The sequence below is a fragment of the Polynucleobacter sp. JS-JIR-II-b4 genome (assembly GCF_018687815.1).
In the GTDB taxonomy this organism is placed as follows: Bacteria; Pseudomonadota; Gammaproteobacteria; order Burkholderiales; family Burkholderiaceae; genus Polynucleobacter.
Genome location: NZ_CP061306.1, coordinates 932,877 through 952,779, shown reverse-complemented (window position 1 = coordinate 952,779; position 19,903 = coordinate 932,877). Strand labels below are relative to the sequence as shown.

The 19,903-nt window shown below is 45.1% G+C and carries 19 protein-coding genes and 1 pseudogene; 10 read left to right on the top strand and 10 right to left on the bottom strand.

What is annotated here, in order from left to right:
• Positions 1-45: 45 nt before the first annotated feature.
• Positions 46-1,722, bottom strand: a complete 1,677-nt coding sequence (locus ICV90_RS04860; RefSeq protein ID WP_215360162.1) for a long-chain-fatty-acid--CoA ligase — start codon at positions 1,720-1,722, stop codon at positions 46-48.
• A gap of 139 nt (positions 1,723-1,861) precedes the next feature.
• A complete protein-coding gene (locus ICV90_RS04855) occupies positions 1,862-2,599 on the bottom strand; it encodes an outer membrane protein (protein ID WP_215360160.1) in 738 nt (245 codons plus the stop codon).
• A gap of 242 nt (positions 2,600-2,841) precedes the next feature.
• Here ICV90_RS04855 and ICV90_RS04850 point away from each other — a divergent pair, with 242 nt between their 5' ends.
• The 7 genes from ICV90_RS04850 to ICV90_RS04820 are packed head-to-tail and all read left to right on the top strand — an operon-like array spanning position 2,842 to position 11,230.
• Positions 2,842-3,474, top strand: a complete 633-nt coding sequence (locus ICV90_RS04850; RefSeq protein ID WP_072582357.1) for a TetR/AcrR family transcriptional regulator — start codon at positions 2,842-2,844, stop codon at positions 3,472-3,474.
• 45 nt (positions 3,475-3,519) lie between these two features.
• Positions 3,520-5,307: an acyl-CoA dehydrogenase C-terminal domain-containing protein gene (locus ICV90_RS04845; RefSeq protein WP_215360158.1), complete on the top strand. Its 1,788-nt coding sequence runs from the start codon at positions 3,520-3,522 to the stop codon at positions 5,305-5,307.
• Between the two features lie 10 nt (positions 5,308-5,317).
• Positions 5,318-7,759, top strand: coding sequence for a 3-hydroxyacyl-CoA dehydrogenase/enoyl-CoA hydratase family protein (locus tag ICV90_RS04840; RefSeq protein ID WP_215360157.1), 2,442 nt, complete (start codon positions 5,318-5,320; stop codon positions 7,757-7,759).
• A 17-nt stretch (positions 7,760-7,776) separates the two neighbouring features.
• Entirely contained in the window at positions 7,777-8,973 is a 1,197-nt protein-coding gene (locus tag ICV90_RS04835) for an acetyl-CoA C-acyltransferase (protein WP_215360155.1), read from the top strand.
• A gap of 30 nt (positions 8,974-9,003) precedes the next feature.
• Positions 9,004-9,459, top strand: coding sequence for a DUF2147 domain-containing protein (locus tag ICV90_RS04830; RefSeq protein WP_072582353.1), 456 nt, complete (start codon positions 9,004-9,006; stop codon positions 9,457-9,459).
• A gap of 20 nt (positions 9,460-9,479) precedes the next feature.
• Positions 9,480-10,460 (top strand): nitronate monooxygenase family protein, encoded by a 981-nt coding sequence (locus ICV90_RS04825; protein WP_215360153.1) that lies wholly within the window; start codon positions 9,480-9,482, stop codon positions 10,458-10,460.
• Between the two features lie 5 nt (positions 10,461-10,465).
• Positions 10,466-11,230 carry an enoyl-CoA hydratase gene (locus tag ICV90_RS04820; RefSeq protein WP_215360151.1) on the top strand — a complete coding sequence of 255 codons (765 nt, stop codon included), beginning with the start codon at positions 10,466-10,468 and terminating at the stop codon, positions 11,228-11,230.
• On the opposite strand, the gene ICV90_RS04815 is transcribed toward ICV90_RS04820, so the two are convergent.
• From ICV90_RS04815 to ICV90_RS04805, 3 genes and pseudogenes are all read right to left on the bottom strand, one after another.
• Positions 11,227-12,825 (bottom strand): GMC family oxidoreductase, encoded by a 1,599-nt coding sequence (locus tag ICV90_RS04815; RefSeq protein WP_215360149.1) that lies wholly within the window; start codon positions 12,823-12,825, stop codon positions 11,227-11,229. The two genes, ICV90_RS04820 and ICV90_RS04815, sit on opposite strands and share 4 nt — an antisense overlap.
• Positions 12,822-13,982, bottom strand: a pseudogene (locus tag ICV90_RS04810) (alkane 1-monooxygenase). Before ICV90_RS04810 ends, ICV90_RS04815 begins: the two are co-directional and overlap by 4 nt.
• Positions 13,983-14,060: 78 nt before the next feature.
• On the bottom strand, positions 14,061-14,621 hold the full coding sequence (locus ICV90_RS04805) for a 5'-methylthioadenosine nucleosidase (RefSeq protein ID WP_215360147.1): 561 nt from the start codon (positions 14,619-14,621) through the stop codon (positions 14,061-14,063).
• An 11-nt stretch (positions 14,622-14,632) separates the two neighbouring features.
• On the opposite strand from ICV90_RS04805, the gene ICV90_RS04800 reads away from it, so the two are divergent.
• The gene (locus tag ICV90_RS04800; RefSeq protein WP_215360145.1) at positions 14,633-15,151 is read left to right on the top strand and encodes an adenine phosphoribosyltransferase; all 519 of its coding nucleotides are present in this window, start codon (positions 14,633-14,635) and stop codon (positions 15,149-15,151) included.
• A 3-nt stretch (positions 15,152-15,154) separates the two neighbouring features.
• Here ICV90_RS04800 and ICV90_RS04795 read toward each other — a convergent pair whose 3' ends face one another.
• From ICV90_RS04795 to ICV90_RS04775, 5 genes are read right to left on the bottom strand one after another with little or no spacing between them, the layout of a single operon-like run.
• Positions 15,155-15,436 carry a YqjK-like family protein gene (locus tag ICV90_RS04795; RefSeq protein ID WP_215360143.1) on the bottom strand — a complete coding sequence of 94 codons (282 nt, stop codon included), beginning with the start codon at positions 15,434-15,436 and terminating at the stop codon, positions 15,155-15,157.
• On the bottom strand, positions 15,433-15,801 hold the full coding sequence (locus tag ICV90_RS04790) for a phage holin family protein (protein ID WP_215360141.1): 369 nt from the start codon (positions 15,799-15,801) through the stop codon (positions 15,433-15,435). Before ICV90_RS04790 ends, ICV90_RS04795 begins: the two co-directional genes overlap by 4 nt.
• 6 nt (positions 15,802-15,807) lie before the next feature.
• Positions 15,808-16,149, bottom strand: coding sequence for a YqjD family protein (locus ICV90_RS04785; protein ID WP_215360139.1), 342 nt, complete (start codon positions 16,147-16,149; stop codon positions 15,808-15,810).
• 48 nt (positions 16,150-16,197) lie between these two features.
• On the bottom strand, positions 16,198-16,623 hold the full coding sequence (locus ICV90_RS04780; protein WP_251367804.1) for a Smr/MutS family protein: 426 nt from the start codon (positions 16,621-16,623) through the stop codon (positions 16,198-16,200).
• A gap of 59 nt (positions 16,624-16,682) precedes the next feature.
• Positions 16,683-16,982 (bottom strand): hypothetical protein, encoded by a 300-nt coding sequence (locus ICV90_RS04775; protein WP_215360136.1) that lies wholly within the window; start codon positions 16,980-16,982, stop codon positions 16,683-16,685.
• Positions 16,983-17,388: 406 nt separating this feature from the next.
• Between ICV90_RS04775 and ICV90_RS04770 the strand changes: the two genes are divergently transcribed.
• Together ICV90_RS04770 and ICV90_RS04765 are read left to right on the top strand one after the other, a co-directional pair.
• Positions 17,389-18,381: a tripartite tricarboxylate transporter substrate binding protein gene (locus ICV90_RS04770; RefSeq protein ID WP_215360134.1), complete on the top strand. Its 993-nt coding sequence runs from the start codon at positions 17,389-17,391 to the stop codon at positions 18,379-18,381.
• A 6-nt stretch (positions 18,382-18,387) separates the two neighbouring features.
• On the top strand, positions 18,388-19,896 hold the full coding sequence (locus ICV90_RS04765; protein ID WP_215360132.1) for a class I adenylate-forming enzyme family protein: 1,509 nt from the start codon (positions 18,388-18,390) through the stop codon (positions 19,894-19,896).
• The last annotated feature ends 7 nt before the right edge of the window (positions 19,897-19,903 follow it).

The window sequence follows — 19,903 nt, the reverse complement described above, 5'->3', positions numbered from 1 at the left end:
CTTATTTTAAATGATTGGCCTTTACGAGATGATCCTTGGCAATGCTCATAAATCCCTTAATTCACGTCTTAGGATTTTTCCAACATTGGTTTTTGGCAAGTCAGCACGGAAAACAATGTGCTTTGGGCGCTTATAGTTAGTGAGGTTCTCTTTGCAGAATGCCAAGATAGCTTCTTCTGTTAGGGACTGGTCTTGTTTCACAACGAACGCCTTGACAGCCTCACCAGAGTCTTCATCAGGCACACCAATGACTGCACACTCCAAGACACCAGGAATCAAAGACAGAACTTCTTCCACTTCATTTGGATAGACATTAAATCCAGAAACCAGAACCATATCTTTTTTGCGATCCACAATCTTAGTGAGACCATCGGCATTCATGATGCCAATATCACCCGATTTAAAGAAGCCATCAGATGTCATGACATTCTTAGTTTCATCAGGCTTATTCCAGTACCCAGCCATTACCTGAGGCCCCCGGATGCAAATCTCACCAGGAGTACCAAAAGGCACCTCAATACCGTCGTCACCCAAAATAAGCACTTCTGTACTTGGCACTGGGTAACCAATAAAACCAGTAAAACTTTCGATTAAAGCAGAGTTAACGCAAGCGACTGGTGAGGTTTCTGAAAGGCCATAGCCTTCGGCAATAGGAGCGCCAGTCATTTCTTGCCAATGATCTGCAACGACCTTTTGCATTGCCATACCACCACCAATAGTTGCCAAGATATTAGGAAACTTAACAGAGGCAAATTCTGATTTGTGCATCAGCGCATTAAAGAGAGTATTAACACCAGGGAAAATATTGATATTTGGATGCTTCTTCAATAGCTTGATGAATCCATCGAAATCACGTGGATTAGGAACCAAAACTAACAGGCCACCTTTGCGCATACCCAATACTGAACAGGCTGTTAAGGCAAAGATGTGATACATAGGTAGCGCACATAAGAAAACCAATTGATCTACATTCTTACGCTTTAATCCCGGCTCAAGCCATAACTCTGTCTGGATGACATTAGAAAGAATATTGCTATGCAAAAGAATGGCGCCTTTAGATAAACCTGTAGTGCCCCCTGTGTATTGCAAAAAGGCAATGTCACTTAAAGAAGTATTAGGTTTATTCCAGGAATGATGACTGCCCTCACCTAAAGCAGTCAAAAAAGTAATATGACCAGGCAAATCCCATGCGGGCACGAGTTTTTTTACATTACGGACTACAAAGTTGACTACCGCACCTTTGAGTCCAATCATTTCACCCAGTGAAGTAACGATGGTCTTTTTCAATGGCACGTCAGCAGCGATGTGCTGATAAACATGTGCAAAGTTTTCTAAGATGACTAGAGCTGATGCGCCACTATCTTTAAGTTGATATTCCAACTCACGGGCGGTATAGAGCGGATTAACATTGACCACTACGTACCCCGCACGAAGGATACCGATCATCGCAATCTGAAATTGCAATACGTTAGGCAACATAATTGCAACACGAGCGCCAGGTTCTAAACCCAGGTTTTGCAAGTAAGAGGCAAAGTGCTTGGAGTGCTGATCAAGCTCTCGATACGTTAAGAACTTATCGAGATACTCACAGGCACGTCTATTTGGATAACGTTCAAAAGCTTCCTCGAACATATCTAGCAAAGAATTATAGCCAGAGATATCGACATCATGAGGTACACCCTCAGGATAGTGTTTCAACCAAGGTTTTGAGGGATTAACCATGAGTTACTTTCAGTCTTGATCTAGTTTTACTTATAGTCAGATTGTTAAATCTGTATGACTCATTCTAATCACAGGAACAATAAATCTAAAGAAAAAGCCCTCTGCTATGAGAGGGCTTTGACTTAACAATTTACAACGATTAGAAACGGTAACCTAGACCGACCAAAATATCAGTACCAGTACCTTTAATTTGATTGCTAATAGCAGCACCTGATGTTGTAGTACCATTTGCAGTCTTATTGCCGTAAGCAGCATAATTAACTTCGCCAAATGCAAAAATGGAGCCTGTAATAATCTGCTTATAACCCAAGCCAAGTGTGTATCCGCTTAAATTATTTGTGTTGTAAGCTAGATCAGGGGTTGATAAGCCAATAGTGGCTCCGGTATATCCAATTTTTGCATAAGCCAAGCGATCCTTGTCAATGACATATCCGGGTGTTAATACAATGCTGTATAAGTTTTTGACCTGATAGCTTGCTGGTGAAGTCTTTGCTAGCGCTCCACTTTGAGTATAGTAATTTAAGTTGCCAGTGGCGCCTGAGCTAGCACCAGGATAATAAGTTGCGGCCAAGCCTAATACATAATTAGGAGAAATACCAAAGTTATATCCAACTGCTAAATTAACCAAACCAGTGCTAACGTTATTAACATTAGATGCAGAGCTATTTAAATTAACAGAAGAAGGATAGGGAGCAGGGAGTCCAGTTGGCTGAACTGCAGTTCCATTTGATACTGTTGGATTGAACATACCCCAGCCCACACCAATCTGACCATAAGCACCTTCCCATGCATTTGCTTTTGCAGACTGTGCATTTGCACTTGTTGCGAATACACCCATCATTGCTAAAGCCAAAGCGCTAATTTTTACTGTTTTCATATATCTTCCTGTGATCAGTTTTTATTGATATCAAACAACTCACTAAATATTAATTACCTTTATTAGAATTTGGATCTCGGGTTTTCCCTCAATTAATTGTGCAGTGCATTAATTCCATTGGCCCTGTAGATAAGATTGTGTATTTAAAGGGCCTGTAGACTAGTTTCAATTTTTTTGTATTGATGTAATATAAACGAACGATCGTATTATTTTTACAACATTCTAAGGTTAATAAGAATCCCATGAACCAGGTAAGGGTTAATTTAAAGGCTACAGACGAGCCCACCAAAGGGTCGGCAACTAAGACTTTGATCCTGAATGCGGCCTTAGAGATTTCAAGCAAATCTGGCCTTGAAGGCTTGACCATTGGGAATCTAGCTGAATCTGTGAAGATGAGCAAAAGCGGCGTCTTCGCACACTTTGGCTCCCGAGAAGAGCTGCAGGTTGAAGTTGTTCGTGCATACCATCAAAAATTTCAGGAAGTCGTATTCGCCCCTGCACTCTTAAAACCAAAGGGCTTGCCCAGACTGAATCAAATGATTAGCTCTTGGCTCAAAATGAGTAGCGGTGGTGATACCTCTAGCTGTTTCTTTATTTCTGGAGCCGCTGAATTTGACGACTGTCCCGGCATTGTTCGAGATGAGCTACTTCGTAGCGTTGAAGTATGGCGCTCCGCTTTGCTTAGGGCCATTAAAGAAGCAATATCTGAGGGGCATCTAAAAAAATCAGTGGATGCCCAAGCTCTACTGTTTAGGCTTTACAGCATTGCACTAGGCGTTCACCATGATTCTCGTTTTCTAGAGAATCCAAAATGCTTAGCAATTGCAAACAAGCTAATTAAAGAAATTTTTGCAGCAAATCAAGTAACTCAATAATTCTTAATAAGTACCTCTTAAATCCCATCAAAGAAGATAAAGAATATGCCTCAATACAATCCACCCCTCCGCGATATTCAATTCGTTATTCATGAAATGCTTGATGCCGGCAAAGAGTTCGCAGCTCTACCTGTATATCAGGATGTTGATAAAGACACCATGAATCAGATCATTGAAGAGGCTGGCAAGTTTGCTAGTGAGATTGCCTTCCCTTTGAATCAAATTGGTGATCAACAAGGTTGTACGCGACATGAGGATGGATCGGTGACAACTCCTGCTGGCTTTAAGCAGGCTTATGAGCAGTATGTTGCTGGTGGATGGCCTGCTTTATCATGCGATCCCGCATATGGTGGCCAAGGATTGCCGCAACTACTCAATACCGTTCTGTATGAGACTTTAAATTCTGCCAATCAATCTTGGACGATGTATCCAGGCCTATCGCATGGCGCCTATGAGTGCTTACATGCACATGGCACTGAAGAACAGAAAAAAACTTACCTAGAAAAATTGGTTTCTGGTCAATGGACTGGAACGATGTGCTTGACGGAACCTCATTGCGGCACTGATCTTGGCTTACTAAAGACTAAAGCCGAGCCCCAAGCAGACGGTACATATGCTATTAACGGAACCAAGATTTTTATCTCTAGCGGTGATCATGATTTAGCTGAGAATATTATTCATCTTGTTTTGGCACGTCTTCCAGACTCTCCAATTGGAAGCAAAGGTATCTCTTTATTTGCAGTGCCTAAATTTCAGGTTGGTGTCGATGGTTCAATTGGTAAATCTAATGCCGTGTCTTGTGGCTCTCTAGAGCATAAGATGGGTATTCATGGGAATGCCACTTGCGTTATGAACTTTGATGGCGCTATTGGCACCCTCGTCGGCGAGCCCCACAAAGGCCTGAACGCCATGTTTGTGATGATGAATGCAGCGCGTTTGGGTGTTGGCATGCAAAGTCTTGGCTTAACTGAGGTGGCATATCAAAACTCTGCTGCGTATGCCAAAGAGCGTTTACAAATGCGCAGCTTGACTGGCGCTAAGGCTCCAGAGAAGGCAGCTGATCCAATCATTGTTCACCCTGATGTACGGCGCATGCTCTTAACTCAGAGAGCTTATGCAGAAGCAGGTAGAGCTTTTTCTTACTGGGTAGCTCTGATGATTGATAAAGAACTCAATCACCCTGATGAAAAGGTTCGCAAAGAAACGGGCGAAATGGTTGCCCTGCTTACGCCAATTATTAAAGCCTTCTTAACCGATAACGCATTTACCGCTACCAACGAAGGCATGCAGGTATTTGGTGGTCATGGCTACATTGCCGAATGGGGTATGGAGCAATATGTTCGTGATGCTCGCATCAATATGATTTACGAAGGTACCAATACCATTCAATCACTGGACCTTTTGGGTCGCAAGGTTCTTGGCGATATGGGTAAAAAGCTTACTAAATTTGGCAAGATCATCGAACAATTCATTGAAGACGAAGGTGTTCGCAAGGAAATGCAAGAGTTTATTGATCCACTTTCTGATATCGCTGTCAAGGTTGAAAAGCTTACTAAAGAAATTGGCATGAAAGCCATGATGAATCACGAAGAAGTGGGCGCTGCTGCAGTTCCTTACTTGCGCGTTGTGGGCCATTTGATTTATTCCTATCTTTTTGCGCGCATGGCAAAGATTGCACTAGCAAACAAATCCAGCAACGATCCCTTCTATCAAGCAAAGCTGGCTACTGCCCGCTTCTACTTTGACAAGCTCCTTCCTGAGACAGCCATGCTGATCCGTCAAGCACGTGCTGGCTCTAAATCGTTAATGGCAATGCCGGCAGATTTTTTCTGAGAGACTGAACATGAGTGATAACAAGATTATTAAAAAAGTAGCCATCCTAGGTGCTGGTGTGATGGGTGCCCAGATTGCTGCGCAGTGCATTAACGTCGGTCTACCGGTTGTTCTGTTTGACTTGCCAAGCAAATCGGATGATGGCAAACCTGTTAACAAGAATGCGATTGCCATGAAAGCGATCGAGAATCTGAAGAAACTGAAACCCGCTCCACTGGGTTTATCTTCAGAAGCCAATTTAATCACTCCTGCAAATTATGAGGACGACTTAGGCCTCCTGGCAGATTGTGACCTCATTATTGAAGCTATTGCTGAGCGTTTAGATTGGAAGCATGCTCTCTATGAAAAAGTAGCTCCATATATTCCGGCGCATGCTCTGTTTGCAACCAATACCTCAGGTCTTCCTATTGGTGAGCTTGCCAAAGGTTTTTCTGGTGATTTGAAGAAGCGCTTCTGTGGTGTGCACTTTTTCAATCCACCTAGATATATGCACTTACTGGAACTTATCCCAGCAGCGGATACCGATCCTGCCGTATTGAATGCTCTAGAAACCTTTATGACTTCCGCAATGGGCAAAGGGGTTGTACGTGCAAAAGATACGCCGAACTTTATCGGTAACCGTGTAGGTGTTTTCTCGATCCTGGCCGTTTTTGCAGAGGCGCAAAAGTTTGGTCTTGGCTTTGATGAAGTCGATGCCATTACTGGTAGTAAGTTAGGTCGCGCTAAGTCAGCTACCTTTAGAACTAGTGATGTCGTTGGCCTAGATACTATGGCTCATGTCATTAAGACTATGGAAAATGCCTTACAAGGCGATTCTTTCTCCGCCCTATTTAAAACGCCTGAGGTTGTAAGTCAGCTCATTGCAAAAGGTGCGCTGGGCCAGAAGACCAAGGCAGGCTTTTATCGCAAGGATGGCAAGAATGTACTCGTGCTGGATGCTGCTACTGGTGAATACAAGCCCTCTACTGCAACGATTGAACCGCTGATTGAACGCATTCTAAAAAAACCTATTGCTGAACGTCTAGGATTATTAAGAGAAACCGATGAACCCCAAGCGCAATTCTTGTGGGCTATCTATCGGGATATCTTTCACTACTGCGCCATTCATCTTGGTGAGATTGCTCAATCCGCCCGAGAGATTGATTTTGCAATGCGTTGGGGTTATGGCTGGAATTTAGGTCCTTTTGAAGACTGGCAAGCGGCTGGTGTAACGCAAGTAGCTAACTGGATTAAAGAAGATATTGATGCCGGCAAAACATTAAGCAAAGAACCCCTGCCTGCTTGGCTTTTTAGTGGGCCAGTTGCGGATAAGCAAGCTTTCCATACCCCTGAAGGTTCATGGTCTGCATCTGAGAATAAATATATCCCCCGCTCTGCTTTACCGGTATACCAGAAGCAAGTATTTAGAGCGCCACTGTTAGGAGATGGTTCTCCTGATCCCAAAACAGCGGGCACCACTATTTTTGAAAATACGGACTTCCGAGCTTGGGTCGATGCCAATCAGCCAGAGGTCTTAATTGCCTCATTCCGCTCGAAGATGAATACCTTTAGTCCAGACGTATTGAGTGGTCTACAAAAAGCAGTTGAGATCGCAGAGGCAAATTATGCGGGATTGGTAATCTGGCAGCCTACATCATTGAAGCTAGGCACACCTGGAGGACCTTTTTCTGCAGGCGCCAACTTGGAAGCTGCGATGCCAATGGTTATGAAAGGTGGCCCCGCTGGAGTTGAGCCGTTCGTCAAAGAGTTTCAAGACACGATGATAAAAATCAAATACTCCCAAGTACCTGTAGTTGCTGCAGTCTCTGGGATTGCTTTAGGTGGTGGTTGTGAATTAGTTCTCCAATCTGCACGCAGAGTTGCCGCTATGGAAAGTTATATTGGCTTAGTAGAAGTTGGCGTTGGACTTTTGCCTGCTGGTGGTGGACTTAAGGAAGCGGCTATTCGTGCAGCTCAAGGCGTCGCACTTGCTGGTAACACTAATTATTTGGATTTCACCAAAGCTTCTTTTGAAAATGCTGCGATGGCCAAAGTTTCTTCATCTGCTCAAGAAGCAATGAAGATGGCTTACCTCCAAAAGGGAGACATTATTGTTGCTAACGTCTATGAATTACTTGCTTTGGCACAAGATCAAGTCAAAGCAATGCGCTACTCTGGATACAGGCCACCTATCCCAACCTTAATCCCGGTTGGTGGCCGTTCTGTTGCTGCCACCGTGATGGGTCAGGTAGTCAACATGCGTGATGGTGGCTTTATCTCTGAACATGATGCGCATATCGCCAAGAAAATTATCGAGATTATTACTGGCGGTGATGTGGATGCAGGGACACTAGTTACCGAAGAGTGGCTTCTCAAACTCGAGCGTCAGGCTTTTGTGGAACTCATTGGCCACCCTAAATCCATGGAACGAATTATGGGCATTCTCCAAACTGGCAAGCCTGTTAGAAACTAATTTACCGAGATATCATTATGAAAAATATCCAAGACGCTTATATCGTTGCAGCTACTCGCAGTGCCATTGGCAGATCTGGACGAGGCGCACTAAAAAATACTCGGCCAGATGATTTGCTTGGCAATGCCTTGCAACATATTCTGACGCAAGTCCCTACCCTGGATCCCAAAGCCATTGAAGATGCCATTATTGGGTGCGCAATGCCAGAAGGTCAGCAAGGTTTGAATGTGGCTCGCATAGGTTTGCTCCTCGGTGGACTGCCAAATACTATAGGTGGCATTACCGTCAACCGCTTCTGCTCCTCTGGATTAAATGCTATCGCTATGGCAGCTGACCGCATTCGGGTTGGTGAAGCGGATGTGATGATTGCTGGTGGCGTTGAGTCTATGAGCATGGTACCGATGGGTGGCAATTCGCCATCAATGTCGCCAGAAATCTTTATGGGTGATGAAAATATTGGTATCGCTTACGGCATGGGCTTAACTGCTGAGAAAGTTGCGCAGCAATGGAGGATCAGTCGCGAGGATCAAGATGCTTTTGCATTCCATTCGCATCAAAAGGCTATGGCTGCACAAGCTGCTGGTGAATTTAACTCTGAAATCTTCCCTGTCAAGGTAGCTCATCGCTCGATGGATCTGGGTAAAGGTGAAGTAGATGTGCAATGGCGTGAATTTTTGAAAGATGAAGGTCCACGCATAGATACCTCGCTTGAAGGTTTGGCCAAACTCAAGTCTCCATTCGCCGCAAGGGGCAGCGTTACTGCTGGCAATAGTTCACAAACCTCTGATGGTGTTGGTGCACTTATCTTGGCTAGCGAAAAAGCAATCAAGACCTTTGGCCTCACCCCTTTAGCACGCTTTGTTAGCTTTGCCGTAAAAGGTGTTCCACCTGAAATCATGGGTATTGGACCTAAAGAAGCTATTCCTGCTGCATTAAAGCTGGCCGGGCTCAATTTGCAGGATTTAGATTGGATCGAATTGAACGAAGCGTTTGCAGCCCAGTCATTAGCGGTCATTAGAGATCTTGGCTTAGATCAAAGCAAAGTCAATCCTTTAGGCAGTGCCATTGCTCTTGGACATCCTTTAGGTGCAACTGGTGCCATCCGTGCTGCTACAGCGATTCATGCCCTGCAGAGACATAATCTTAAGCACGCCATGGTGACGATGTGCGTTGGTACCGGTATGGGCGCTGCAGGAATCTTTGAGCGCTGTTAATTAGACTTATTTAAATCAGGGGACTTCAGAATGTTAAAGAAGCAATTTATCCTATCAGCCTGCGTACTTGGTCTGATTGCTGGCAATGCGCATGCTCAAGCTACCGACCCAGCTATTGGAGTTTGGAAGACGATTGATGACAAAACCAATGAGCCCTCTTCTTTAATCAAGATCGATGAAGTAAATGGAAAACTGGAAGGCACTATTATCAAAACCTTTCCAAAGCCGAATGAAAAGCCTTTGGTGTATTGCACGCTATGTAAAGATGATCGTAAGGATAAGCCCATCCTTGGGATGAAAATCATGACCGACCTAAGACGAGACAAGCCGGGTGTTTGGATAGATGGAAAAATTCTGGATCCTGAAGAAGGTGAAATCTATCGCGTCAAAATTGCGACTGAAGATGGCAAGAAAATGGATGTGCGTGGCTATATTGGTGTTCCATTATTAGGTCGTACCCAAGTTTGGTACAAAGCTGAGCAGTAATCTAAAGATCACTTAAAAATATGAGCAATCAACCTCTTCCAGAAGTTCTACGAAAACATTTGGCGGATGGCAATTTACCCGTCATTGCGGCACCTCTTTTTATTATCAGCAATCCTAAATTGGTCATTGCCCAATGCAAAGCGGGTGTAATTGGCTCTATGCCTGCCCTAAATGCCAGACCGGCTGAGCAGCTTGAAGAATGGTTGATTGAAATTACTACCGCCCTAGTTGCGTATAACAAAGAGCATCCAGAGAAACCAGCCGCACCTTTTGCCATCAATCAAATTGTGCATAAGAGCAATGATCGCCTTGAACATGATATGGCTCTGTGCGTCAAATACAAAGTACCCATCATCATTACCTCGTTAGGTGCTCGCGAAGAAATTAATACTGCTGCACATAGTTATGGCGGCATCGTATTGCATGACATTATTAATAATGCCTTTGCCAAAAAAGCGATAGAAAAAGGTGCCGATGGCTTAATTGCAGTTGCAGCTGGCGCTGGTGGACATGCCGGCATTAAAAGTCCCTTTGCATTAATTCAGGAAATTCGGGAATGGTTTAAGGGCCCACTAGTGCTAAGTGGCTCTATTGCTACTGGCGGTGCTGTTTTGGCAGCTCAGGCTATGGGTGCCGACTATGCCTATATTGGTTCAGCATTCATTGCAACGGAAGAGGCGCGTGCAAGTGATGCCTATAAACAGGCTGTAGTTGACTGCAATTCAGACGATATTGTCTTGAGTAACCTATTTACTGGTGTATCCGGCAACTATTTAGCACCATCTATTCGCAATGCTGGCTTGGATCCGGATAATCTTCCAGAAAGTGACCCAAGCAAGATGAACTTTGGTGGTGCAGCTCAGAAAGCCTGGAAAGATATCTGGGGTTGCGGTCAAGGCATTGGGGCTGTAAAAGCGGTTACACCTACAGCGCAGTTTGTTGCTCGTTTAAAGGCTGAATATGATCAAACTAAAGCAAATTTGCTTAAAGGCGCAGCATAGATCACATGATTAATCATCACCTGTCAGACGGCATTCTCAAGATAGTACTCAACCGACCTGAGAAAAAGAATGCGTTCACCAATGCCATGTATCGCGAGCTTACGCAGATACTGTCTGAGGGAGATCAGAATCCTCAAGTAAAGGTGATGTTGATATCTGGAGCTGGTAATGCCTTTTCAGCGGGGAATGATATTGCTGATTTCATGCAATCCCCCATCACGCATGAAGATGCCCCACCAATTAACTTATTAAAGGTGCTTGCAGGACTCACTAAACCGTTGATTGCCGCTGTAGATGGGGTTGCAGTTGGGATCGGAGCAACATTATTGTTTCACTGTGATTTGGTTTACGCCCAAAAGGATGCGCGCTTCATCTTTCCTTTTGTTTCCTTGGGCTTGGTTCCAGAGGGAGCCATCTCTTTATTGCTTCCACGCCTAGTTGGCCATCAAAAAGCCTCAGAAATATTGCTCTTTGGTGAACCTATCAGCGCCGATGAAGCCCAGCAAATTGGCTTTGTAAATAAAGTAATTACAGAGCCATCAGCACTGCCTTATGCGGAGCAAAGAGCTCAAAAGCTTACCGCCCTTTCCTCGGGATCGTTATCTAGAACAAAGTCTTTATTAAAGGATGGCGCACTGAAGACTGCAGTACTCAATCAAATTGATATTGAAGGCAAGCTCTTCATCGATCGGCTCCATGGCCCTGCAGCTAAAGAGGCTCTCACTTCTTTTTTAGAAAAGCGAGCGCCTAATTTTGAAGGATTAGATTAGCAATCCGCTCGGATTAAGCCTACTGCTTTTTCGGCGATAGCGATAATAGGAGCATTGGTATTGCCGCCGATCAAGGTTGGCATGATGGATCCATCAACTACTCTTAGGCCATCAATGCCATGAACCTTCAAGCTTGAGTCAACTACCGCCATAACATCATGACCCATTTTGCAGGTGCCCACTGGGTGATAAACCGTATCAGCCCGCTCCCGAATAATCTTTCGAATGTCATCATCTGTTTTTACATTAGGCGTAAAGACATCTTTTTTGCGTATCTGAGCAAACGCAGGGGCATCCATTAATTGTTTGGTCAGCTTATAACCTTTAACTAGGATTTCCAAATCCTCTTCTTCGACTAAGAAAGCTGGATCAATTAAGGGTGCATCTTGCATCCTGTTGCTAGCTAGCGTTACCTGTCCTCGACTCTTAGGCCTCAGAACGCATACATGACATGAGTAGCCATGGGGCATATGTAATTTACGGGCATGGTCTTCCACTAAGCTAACTACAAAATGCAATTGCACGTCTGGTGCATCAAGGCCGGGATCTGTTTTAAGGAAGCCGCCCGCCTCTGCAAAGTTGGTGGCAATCATGCCTTCGCTTGAACGAATGTATTTAATAATTTCACCGGTCAATTTAACCGTACCACCTAAAGAAATGCCGATGAGATCGATACTATCTGCAGAATAGCCAAATATGAAATCTGGATGATCTTGGAGATTTTGACCTACACCAGGCAAATCATGAATAACTGGTATATCGAATTTCTTTAACTCTTGAGCAGGCCCCACTCCAGAAACCATGAGCAATTGCGGCGAATGGAAGGCGCCTGCACACAGAATGACTTCTTTGTTAGCGCGCATGACGTGCTGTTTACCACCCTGCGTGTAGCTTACGCCTACAGCTCGCTTGCCTTCGAACAAAATACGCTCAACCTGAACACCGGTTTGCACATGTAAATTTGTCCGCTTACCCATATGGGGATGTAAATAGCCGCGCGCCGCACTCCAGCGCTCACCGTTTTTATGGGTAACCTGATAAATCCCCAAACCCTCTTGTTCGGCGCCATTGAAGTCTTCTGTAACCGGAAAGCCGGCTTCCTTCGCAGCATTCAAATAGATTTTCTGAAAAGGATTATGAGACTGTAGATTCGATACAGATAATGGGCCATCATTCCCGTGAAAGGAATTCTTAATGGTGGTGTTGTTTTCGCTTTTCTTAAAGTACGGCAGTAGGTCATCATATGACCAGCCTGCATTACCAAGAGCGGCCCAATGATCGTAATCAGTACGATGACCTCTGGTGTAAATCATGGCATTAATTGCCGAGGAGCCGCCCAAGCACTTCCCCCTGGGTTGATATCCTCTACGGCCATTCAAACCCTTCTGAGGTACTGTTTGAAAGGCGTAGTTATTGATTGAAGTGGGTAACATAGCTACTGCAGCCGCAGGTGTTTTAACGACCCAGCTATCGCCCTTACCGCCAGCCTCAAGCAATGCAACGCTAGTGCCAGCATGCTCGCTAAGCCGCCCTGCCATCACACTACCAGCAGACCCACCACCTACGACAATGTAATCAAAGGCCTGAGACTTCATTGTTTATTACCCCAGAGATTCATCAGCTTTAATCTAGCTGAAGGTTGAATATTGATTTTGCTCATATCCCCAGCATAATGACGCACCACACGCTTGTCCATTAAGGCGAACCAGAGGGGCGAGCAATACGCCAAAGTAATCATAGATGCATAACCGCCAGGTAATTGAGGCGCTTCTCCAAAATGACGCAATGCTTGATAACGCCTAGTTGGATGCGCATGATGATCAGAATGGCGCTGTAGGTGATACAACAAAATGTTGCCAACTATGTGATTACTATTCCAGGAATGTTCTGGGGCGCAGCGAACATACTCACCATGTTGATCTTTTTGACGTAATAATCCGTAGTGCTCTACGTAGTTCACAACTTCCAACATCGAGGCAGCGTAGATGCCCTGAAGAACTAGAAAAATCAATGCTGACCATCCAAGCCAAAACATGAGAACGCCATATAAGAGGATGGTGAGAGACCAAGCTTGGAGATTTTCATTCTGAACACTCAAAACGCCCTTACCTTTTCTTTTTAAGCGCTCGCGCTCAAGATCCTATGCAGAAATCAAACTACCAAGAACCGTACGCGGAAGAAAGGCCCAGAAACTTTCCCCCATACGGGCACTAGCAGGATCCTCGGGTGTTGCCACGCGCTTGTGATGGCCGCGGTTATGCTCTACAAAGAAGTGACCATACATACTGGAGGCTAATGCCAATTTAGAAAGCCACCGATCAATAGATTCTTGCTTATGCCCTAGTTCATGGGCGGTTCCAATACCAATACCGTTAGTGGATCCCACAGTAAATACCAAGGCGACATAGGCATACCAATCTAAAGATTGAGTCGCCGCTAGCCAAGTTCCATAGACTGTTCCAATGAGTTGAAACGGGACATAAAGCCAGACCAAGGCACGATAAAAGAAATCTCTATTTAAAGTCTCGACGGCGGATTCTGGAGGATTGCTAAAGTCTTCGCCAAAAGTCAGATCTAAGATGGGGATAGCAATATGAATAATGGCGGGGGCAAAAAGCAAATAGAGCCATTGCCCTGTCAATGAAAAAGCCAGAATAGAAGCAGTAAAGGCAAATGGAATGGTTGGGCTCAATAACCAGAGCCAGCGCTTATCGCTCCAAGACTCACTAGCAGGTGCAGTTGCAATACTCACTAATTACCCCTTTGGATTGCTTTAGTAGATTGATGCTGTCTAAAGACGGGAATGAATAGCAACATAATGCCACCAAAACTAATTACGCAAAATGTCCTTGATTTGAGCCAGGTATAGGTCTTGGCCGTGATTGACTTTAGACTGCCAGTCATCGCCTGAATTCTCATTAGCTTCATCGGTGATGTATTTAAATGATTGCCAAGGTATGTGATGATCATGTGCAATCGCAGCAATTGCAAATAGCTCCATATCAACAACATCAACACCTTGACTATGCAACCAAGGATCATAAGCAGTCACAAAACTATCGCCAGAGCCGCAGATAAATTGTCCGGTAGATACATACTCTTGCGGTCTTGTGCAAAAAGGAGTGCTGCCGCGAGGGGCTAATGGCTCGGTATCCATATCGCGCTGAATTACCTTGCCGATTTCTAGTAGGCCCTGTAATTCTGTATTGATTTTCCCTGCGGTACCAAAATTCAATATTCTCTTTGGTGAGTATTGGTGAATAGCTTTGATGCTGGTTATGGCAGCATTAATTTTGCCAACGCCTGAATAAACAATTTCCACGCCACTTGGTAGCGCTTCACGCTTGAGCTCGGACTCTAATGCGGTAATAATAAGAAGTTCTGTTTTCATATTGGCTTGTGATGAATTTATTAGATTATCTACCCGGGGTTCCTGATTTTCCAAAACCCGGGGTTCTTTTTAGGGATATATCGCCCTTGTTAGCCAATCCAATGGCTTTTAAAGAGGCTATTCGTCAGCTAGATCAGGTAGCCAAGCAATTTGATTACACCCACATTCTAGGGATTGAGTCTCGTGGCTTTATCTTCGGCTCCGCTCTAGCCCACCACGCACACAAGGGCTTGGCGCTGGCCAGAAAGCCTAACAAACTCCCTTTAGCTAGTCATCGTGAAGCTTATGGCCTGGAATATGGAAATGATGCTTTAGAGATTCAGCAATCTACCCTACCTAAAGATGCCAGAGTGTTGCTGCTTGACGATGTTCTTGCTACCGGCGGAACTTTAGTTGCTGCCGATAAATTAATCCGTAGTGCTGGCTTTAAAGTATGTGGCGCAATCACCTTGCTAGAAATAACCTTCCTAAATGGCAGTGATCTTTTAAATCAATCCGGCATTCGCCATCAGTCCGTCTTAAAAAGCTAGAAATTAAATCAGTTTTTTAGCACTCTTGATGATCTTCATGGCGCCCCAACCTACTGCTAAAGCCTTGCTCGCCAACTTGGGTTTGTAATGCGCAAGTGCTGCAAATGCACTGGTCCACAGAATGGGGTTGCTTCTTAAGAAGTTAACCGCATCAACCCCCTTATCAGCCCAAGAGAGCGGCTTTTCCCAAACCTCAAAATGTTCAGCAAACTCCGTGCGCTCACGGTGTGCCTGAAGCTTCAATTGGTGTTGGCGGAGCTCTAAAGCTTTTAAATGCTCACTCATTTTGAAAGGGCTTCGCGATCTTTGGCTAATTCAGTAATAGAGGCCTCGAATAGTCTAGGCATCGTACGTAATGATTGAGTAATCAGCGCTGCCAGAATCAGACCAACCAATAAAAAGGCTCCAGTCAATAAACCTAAGGCCAGCATTCGGTCTGTTTCCCAGCTATAAATCACGATAAGCAATGCCAGCATCACTAGGCCAAAGAATAAAAAGAATAAGGCCCCTATAATCATCACTAACAAGCTGATGAATTTACTTCTGGCGATTTGCACATCCAGCGATAAAAGCTCTAAGCGCGTTTGTGCTATCGATGCACCAGTTGATGCAAGGCCTTTGATAGAGGAAAGTAAGTTTTCTTGAGACATAAGGGTCTAGCGGCGTCCAATGAATAAGCCAATCAACAAACCTAAGCCAGCTGCAACACCCACTGCCTCCCAAGGATTGCGATGCACGAAGTCATCAGCGCCTTCAGCAGCCACCTTCGCTTTATCAAGCATCTTGCCCTCGACACCTGAAAGACTTTCTTTGGCGCCTGCGAGAGTTTCTAGGGCTTTATTACGAATGGAGCTAATAGCAGCGCCTGGATGATCTTCCGTTGCCTTGATTAAAGCTTCCGCATCTGCCATCAGGGATTTGAATTCACCAATCAGGCTTTCTGCGCCAGCTTGCTTATCCTCATGCGAATCTGAATGTTCGAGTTTCTTAGTAGTCATGGAAATGGATTCCTAATAGATAAAGCATTAATTGCCAATATTTCTATTCTAAGCACTTCTAGCCTGAGATCCCAGCAATAAAACTGTCATACCAGCATTGCCCTCCTTAAAGCGCTTGAGATAGCGCTTTAAACCAGGACGTCGCCTAAGTAAGGCATGATAGGCCTCGCCACCATAGGCGACATCTTCACCAAAATGGTATTCGTCGACTCGGTCGGAGTATCGATTGTTTTCTAGCGCTTCATGAATAGCCCACTTAATACGACCGCCCTCACCACTAGACCCATATCCATGAATCAAAATGATGGCCTTAATACCTACTTCTAGCGATTTTCGTAGGATGTCCGTTAGGCGATCTAGAGCCTCTTCAACATATGGCCCATCTTGCTTGATGTTGAGCTCAATCGTATCCGAGCTCAAGATGGGTAAATTGACAGAACCGCAATGCGGACACTGATTAAACAATGTCCGCATATTCCCACAATCAGGACATTCAGCGTTATGTGCCACCTTTAGGAATCAGACTGAACTCCTTAAGAGCAGTACTTACCCTCTAAACCTCTTGTATCCGTTGTCTTATCGTCAACCATGAGGTTCAAGGTCTTTTGTGCTAACTCGCGATTCTCTGGAGTCTTAAGGCTAGCGTTAATTAATGTGGAGACATCCTTGCGGATTGAGGTGTTGCCGTAACGCAGACCCTTCAAGGTAGATACCGCTTCAGCAGATATCTTGCACTGCTGATTGACTAACTCAGAAGAATCTGACGGCGATGTATTCGCATAAGCGAATGCAGCAACAGAGATTGTTACGGCTGCTAATAAAGTCTTTTTCATCTTAGTTCCTTATTTTGTGACCACACGTTGGACAACAACCCACTTCTTTCGCCTTTGTCTTTCTAAGGGCGGCATACACACTGGATTCTGAAATCTGCATCTTTCTGGCTGCTTGAGCAGCAGTCATACCCTTCCCCACCCACTCCAAGGCTTGATGTGTTTTCGGTACCTGTCTTTTCATTTCATCTCCCAGTACCGACACTATATCACAACTTCTGAAGTTGTGAAGTTTTGAAGTGTAATAATTTAGTAATGAGATACCCTAATAAAAGGGATTTGGGATCACCGCCTTGACTGCGGCCTTATTGGGGTGTTTAAGCCGCTTTGGTGTTATAAATACTGAATAAATAAGAAATTGGGGCTTCTTAAGACTGTCTTAAAGCACCCTACCAATTGAAGGAGATCTATGTCTTTACATTTCACGCCCAAAAAAGGCTTGCTGACTGTTTTTGCTGCCCTCATCACAGCCGCTTCAATTCCGGCCCTAGCGCAATCTAACGCTGCCTGGCCTACCAAACCCATCAAAATTATTGTTGGCTATTCCGCTGGTGGTGCAACCGATGTATTAACCCGCTTGGTATCAGTTGGCATGGGCAATACCTTAGGTCAATCTATCGTGGTAGAAAACCGCCCAGGCGCCAATAGCAACGTTGGCGCAGAAATTGTGGCTCGCTCACCTGCAGATGGCTATACGCTTTACGCCTTTTCCATTGCGAATACGATTAACGCCACGCTCTATCCGAACCTAAGCTATGACCCGATTAAAGATTTTGAGCCGATCGGCATGATTGCCAAGATCCCGAATATTTTGGTAGTAAACCCAAATCTTCCAGTAAAAACGCTTGCAGAATACGTGCGCTACGCTAAGGATGCGAAAGATGGCGTAACCTTTGCCTCCTCTGGTAGCGGCTCATCTATTCACCTTTCCGGTGAAATGTTTAAGATGCAAGCAAAAATTCAAATGCTGCATATTCCTTATAAAGGTAGCGCTCCTGCAGTAACGGATTTGCTTGGTGGTCAAGTGGAATCCATGTTTGACAACGCACCCTCTGCATTACCTCATATTAAGGCCGGAAAACTTCGTCCGATTGCTGTGACTAGCGCCCAACGCTCCCCATTTTTGCCAGATGTTCCAACTATTGCTGAATCAGGCTATCCCAGTTTTGATGTGCAGTCTTGGTTTGCATTAGTCGCTCCAGCCGGAACTCCAAAACCAGTCATTACACAACTCAATGCAGCTCTGAATAAAGCACTTAACTCACCTGAGGTGCGTCAGCGCATGCAAGAGTTAGCCGCAACACCAGAGCCTGGTACCCCAGAAAAAATGGCGGCATTTGAAGCATCCGAAGTGAAGCGCTGGCGGGATGTTGTGAAGGCTTCTGGCGCTAAAGCCGAATAATTCATTATGTTTCCGATTGATTTTTTTTGGGGGGCTGCACAACGTTGGCCCGATCGCATTGCCATTGACACACCGAGTGGCCCGATTCATTACGCCACCTTAGCTAAGCGTGTTAAAGCACTAGCAGCGGGGCTTACCGCATTAGATCCAACTTTACAGAGTCGAGTAGCTATTTGCGCGGGTAATAGCGATGATCACATTACTGCCCTGCTAGCAATTTTGGCTTGCGGCAAGGTATGGGTACCACTGAACCCTAAGAGCACCCACCCTGAGATTCAGCGCATTGTTAATGTCACCGAGCCTTCTATTGTGATTTTGGATGCCGCCAATCAAGCATTACTGAAAGGCGCTGCGGGAGCATGGGTTTATACAGGCGCTGATTCTGACGCTTCTGCGCGCAGCATGAATGAATTAATTCAATTGCACGAGGATGCTCCGCAACCTTCTTTTGAATTACCTCTAGATGCAATTCAGGCGATCAAATTTACTGGCGGCACAACTGGGGCACCTAAAGGTGTGATGCAGCCCTACCGCGCTTGGATGGCAAACATCACTAATCAGATTCAGGTATGGGGATTTGATGAGCATGAGCGCTATGTTGTTGCTGCTCCGATTACCCATGGCACATCTACCTATATCGTTCCCATCTTGGCGCAAGGTGGTTGTCATGTGATTCTGGATGGTGCAGGCGCTGAAGTAGTGAGAACAGCCTTTCGTGAACGACGCGGTACTGTTTGCTTCATGCCGCCAACTCTTGTTTATATGTTGATGGCATTACCTAATGCATCTAGAGATGATTATCCAAAATTACGAAGGTTGATTTATGGGGGTGCGCCAATGCCTCCAGAGCAGGTTCGTAAGGTGCGTGATTTCTTTGGTCCAGTGCTGGGTACGACCTATGGTCAAACCGAAGCGCCGCAAATTTTGACGGTCATGCGGCCCGAGGATTTTGAAGATCCCAACAACTGGGCAGCCGTTGGCAGGCCTACTTGGTTTAGTGATGTGGTCATCATGTCACCCGAAGGAAAACTATTACCTACCGGTGAAATCGGTGAAGTAGTTGCCCGAGGTGATCTGCTGATGAATGGCTATTGGCGCATGCCTGAAAAGACAGCTGAAACCATTATCGATGGCTGGCTTCATACTGGTGATCGCGGCCTAATTGATGAACGTGGATTTTTGTATCTCAAGGATCGCCTTAAGGACATCGTGATTACTGGCGGATTTAATGTGTACCCAGTGGATGTTGAGAACGCCTTAAGTCAGCACCCTGCCGTTCACGAATGCCTTGTCTTTGGTCTCCCTGATGAAAAATGGGGTGAAACTGTTCAAGCTGCCGTCCAATTACATCCTGGGCAAAAAGCGGATGAAGCAGAGCTAATTGCATTTGTTCGAAATTTATTGGGGCCAGTACAAACTCCTAAACGTGTTCACTTCTACGACAGCTTGCCTCGCTCCAATGTAGGAAAGTTACTGAAGAGTGCAGTGATTCAAAAACTTCAAACTCCTGCCTAGACAATAT

Coding starts and splice junctions, on each gene's coding strand:
- ICV90_RS04860 (WP_215360162.1), bottom strand. CDS start 1,722: ATGGTTAATCCCTCAAAACCTTGGTTGAAACACTATCCTGAGGGTGTA.
- ICV90_RS04855 (WP_215360160.1), bottom strand. CDS start 2,599: ATGAAAACAGTAAAAATTAGCGCTTTGGCTTTAGCAATGATGGGTGTA.
- ICV90_RS04850 (WP_072582357.1), top strand. CDS start 2,842: ATGAACCAGGTAAGGGTTAATTTAAAGGCTACAGACGAGCCCACCAAA.
- ICV90_RS04845 (WP_215360158.1), top strand. CDS start 3,520: ATGCCTCAATACAATCCACCCCTCCGCGATATTCAATTCGTTATTCAT.
- ICV90_RS04840 (WP_215360157.1), top strand. CDS start 5,318: ATGAGTGATAACAAGATTATTAAAAAAGTAGCCATCCTAGGTGCTGGT.
- ICV90_RS04835 (WP_215360155.1), top strand. CDS start 7,777: ATGAAAAATATCCAAGACGCTTATATCGTTGCAGCTACTCGCAGTGCC.
- ICV90_RS04830 (WP_072582353.1), top strand. CDS start 9,004: ATGTTAAAGAAGCAATTTATCCTATCAGCCTGCGTACTTGGTCTGATT.
- ICV90_RS04825 (WP_215360153.1), top strand. CDS start 9,480: ATGAGCAATCAACCTCTTCCAGAAGTTCTACGAAAACATTTGGCGGAT.
- ICV90_RS04820 (WP_215360151.1), top strand. CDS start 10,466: ATGATTAATCATCACCTGTCAGACGGCATTCTCAAGATAGTACTCAAC.
- ICV90_RS04815 (WP_215360149.1), bottom strand. CDS start 12,825: ATGAAGTCTCAGGCCTTTGATTACATTGTCGTAGGTGGTGGGTCTGCT.
- ICV90_RS04805 (WP_215360147.1), bottom strand. CDS start 14,621: ATGAAAACAGAACTTCTTATTATTACCGCATTAGAGTCCGAGCTCAAG.
- ICV90_RS04800 (WP_215360145.1), top strand. CDS start 14,633: ATGAATTTATTAGATTATCTACCCGGGGTTCCTGATTTTCCAAAACCC.
- ICV90_RS04795 (WP_215360143.1), bottom strand. CDS start 15,436: ATGAGTGAGCATTTAAAAGCTTTAGAGCTCCGCCAACACCAATTGAAG.
- ICV90_RS04790 (WP_215360141.1), bottom strand. CDS start 15,801: ATGTCTCAAGAAAACTTACTTTCCTCTATCAAAGGCCTTGCATCAACT.
- ICV90_RS04785 (WP_215360139.1), bottom strand. CDS start 16,149: ATGACTACTAAGAAACTCGAACATTCAGATTCGCATGAGGATAAGCAA.
- ICV90_RS04780 (WP_251367804.1), bottom strand. CDS start 16,623: ATGCGGACATTGTTTAATCAGTGTCCGCATTGCGGTTCTGTCAATTTA.
- ICV90_RS04775 (WP_215360136.1), bottom strand. CDS start 16,982: ATGAAAAAGACTTTATTAGCAGCCGTAACAATCTCTGTTGCTGCATTC.
- ICV90_RS04770 (WP_215360134.1), top strand. CDS start 17,389: ATGTCTTTACATTTCACGCCCAAAAAAGGCTTGCTGACTGTTTTTGCT.
- ICV90_RS04765 (WP_215360132.1), top strand. CDS start 18,388: ATGTTTCCGATTGATTTTTTTTGGGGGGCTGCACAACGTTGGCCCGAT.